Source organism: Pseudoxanthomonas mexicana (assembly GCF_001556105.1).
GTDB lineage: Bacteria > Pseudomonadota > Gammaproteobacteria > Xanthomonadales > Xanthomonadaceae > Pseudoxanthomonas_A > Pseudoxanthomonas_A mexicana_A.
In genome coordinates, this window is record NZ_LSIF01000013.1 from 1 (window position 1) to 599 (window position 599).

At 70.3% G+C, this 599-nt stretch carries 1 protein-coding gene; it reads left to right on the forward strand.

The annotated features are described in order from the left end of the window. Nucleotides 1–599: DUF11 domain-containing protein (locus AX730_RS01845; protein WP_198146966.1), on the forward strand; the 599-nt coding region annotated here is incomplete at both ends.

The following is a 599-nucleotide window of genomic DNA, read 5'->3' on the forward strand; positions in this document are numbered from 1 at the left end:
GGCCGCAGGCCTGGCGGCCGGCGCCAACACCAGCTTGGTGATCCCGGTGACGCCGCAAGCCAGCGTCAACGGCACCACGCTGAGCAATAGCGCCACGGTCTCCGGTGGCGGCGACAGCACTTGCCCGGCCAATACGCGCTGCACCAGCACCGTGACCACGCCGGTGGTGTCCTCGCAGCTGACGCTGACCAAGACGGCCAGTGCGGCCAGCTTCACGGTGGGCACGGCCGCCAGCTACACGCTGTCGGTGCAGAACACGGGTACGACGGCGACCACGGCGGCCGCCACGATCAGCGATGCGATCCCGACGGGCCTGACGATCGGCACGCTGCCGGCCGGCTGTACTGTCTCCGGCCAGACGGTGACGTGCACCGTGGCTGCCGGCCTGGCGGTCAACGCCACGACCAGCTTCGTGATCCCGGTGACGCCGACCACGGCAGCCGCGGCGAGCGTGGTCAACACGGCGACGGTCACCGGCGGTGGTGATGCCACGTGTCCGGCCAATGCGCGTTGCACGAGCACGGTGACCACGCCGGTCAACCGTCCGCAGCTGACGCTGCTGAAGACGGCGAGCAGCGCGAACTTCACGGTGGGTGTGG